General features: G+C 28.5%; 2 protein-coding genes. Both read right to left on the bottom strand.

Going from position 1 to position 2,058, the window contains the following annotated elements:
* On the bottom strand, positions 1-796 hold a 796-nt coding region (locus QZZ48_RS14915; protein ID WP_294967052.1), incomplete at its 3' end, for an ABC transporter substrate-binding protein.
* Positions 793-2,058 (bottom strand): sensor domain-containing diguanylate cyclase (locus QZZ48_RS14920; RefSeq protein WP_294967053.1); only part of this gene is annotated, 1,266 nt, incomplete at its 5' end. The genes QZZ48_RS14920 and QZZ48_RS14915, both read right to left, overlap by 4 nt.

A 2,058-nucleotide genomic window follows, 5' to 3' on the forward strand; every position in this document is an offset into this window, starting at 1 on the left:
CTTCTAAAGATGGTATTTTTAATGTTTCTAGTGAAGCGATTAATTCTTCTTCACTTTGATTTAATCTCTTAGATATTAAGCTGATTGCTTTCTTATCTCTTTTATTTATCTTTAATACGGATTTAGACCATCCTTGTAAGATATCATTAACAAATTTTGTATTCACAAAATCTCTATTAATAACTAATACATCTACAATCTCTCCAGGTATCTCTTTTGAACTAAATATATTGACTCCACCAGCTTTAATCAATTTAGAACTAACTGGTTCAAATGTTATAACAGAATCTACTACTTTTTCTTTAAAAGCATCTTCATGACGATTTATTGACAATGGGACTAATGTAATATCTTTATATGTCAATTTTGCTTTTGAAAGTACGCGAGTTAGCATATATGAGCCTAGAGCAGTATTTTCCACACCAATACTTTTATCTTTCAACTCATTTATTGATTTGATTCCATTTTGAGCGATTACTACATCTGCACCATCAGAAATATCTAATACAGCTACAATAATAGGGGTGTACCCTTGGTCATGAAGTAATATAACTTCATCTAAAGTTAATGCCGCAGCATCGATCTCTTTTTTTCTAAATTTATTTAAAACAATAGTAGAAGACTCGTAAGTGTTTACTTCTATATTTTCATTAAAATATTTTTCTGTTTTGGCAAGATGTAAGGCTTCATATCCCGGCCATAAATTAGTACCAATCTTAAATACTTTCTTATCTGGAGTGTTTCCACATCCACCTATTAATAATACAATACTTACAACTACTATAAACCATTTCATAACATATCCTTCATTATAACTTTATTTCTGCCTTGTTCTTTTGCCTGATAAAGCAATTGATCGGCTTCTCTGTAAATAATATCTTCATTTTCAACTTGATATGGTTTTATACATATTAATCCCATAGATGCTGTTACATATTTACTTACACTATTTCCAGAGTGCTCTATTTTTAGATTTTCTAAATTTTCTTTTATTGTAATAGCATAATCAAATGCCTCCTTTTTATCTTTAGTATAAAAGACAAGACCAAATTCTTCACCACCTAATCTAAAACAGAGATCATCTTTACGTTTAAGGGACTTCTTTAATGTCTTGGCTATATTGATAAGGACATCATCACCCATTTGATGTCCATAAGTATCATTATATTGTTTAAAATGATCTACATCCATCATTAAGAAACTAATATATTCTTTGCTTCTTATATTTGTTTTTAGAATATTAGGAAAAATATCATCAAAATGTCTTCTATTAAAAATGTCTGTTAATCCATCCGTAATCGAAATTATTTCAATTAATTTTTTATCAGTAATATCCTGTCTAATTGCTGTATATCCTATTTTATTACCATTAAAATCATATATAGGATATATATGTGCTTTAACCCAATACGAAGTACCGTCTTTTTTTAAGTTTTTTATTTCTCCACTCCAAATTTTATCTTTTGATAGATTCGCCCAAAGATCACTATAAATATTATCAGACATATCTGGATGTCTTACAATATTATGGTTCTTGCCAATTAATTCATCTTTTGTATATCCACTTATTTTACAAAAAGCTTCAGATGTATATGTAATATTACCTTTGAGATCGGTAGATGATGTGATGATATTTTGATTTATCAATTCTAGATATTTTTTTAGTTGCACTTCATCATTTTTTATACTAGTAATATCTTCAGCTATTCCAAGATAACCGGTTGTTACATTGTTATGATCTATAAGTTTCGTGACACTTAATTTAACAATGATTTCTTGATTATCTTTATTGATATAAGTCCATTCATCTTGATTTAATAAGTCTCGGTTGGTTCTTTCAATAAAGACACTAAAACTAGGTTTTAATTTAATATCAAACTCTTTATTAAGTTGCTCTGCTTTCTCAATTACTTCATCTACTTTATGAAACTTTAAAGGAGTTTCTTTAAGAATTACTTCAGCTGCGCTATATCCGAGCATCTTTTCTGCTGATTTATTAAAAAGAGTAATGATACCATCGACATCTGTAGCTATGATTGCATGTGCAGAATGTTTAAG

Source organism: Sulfurimonas sp. (assembly GCF_016744025.1).
In the GTDB taxonomy this organism is placed as follows: domain Bacteria; phylum Campylobacterota; class Campylobacteria; order Campylobacterales; family Sulfurimonadaceae; genus Sulfurimonas.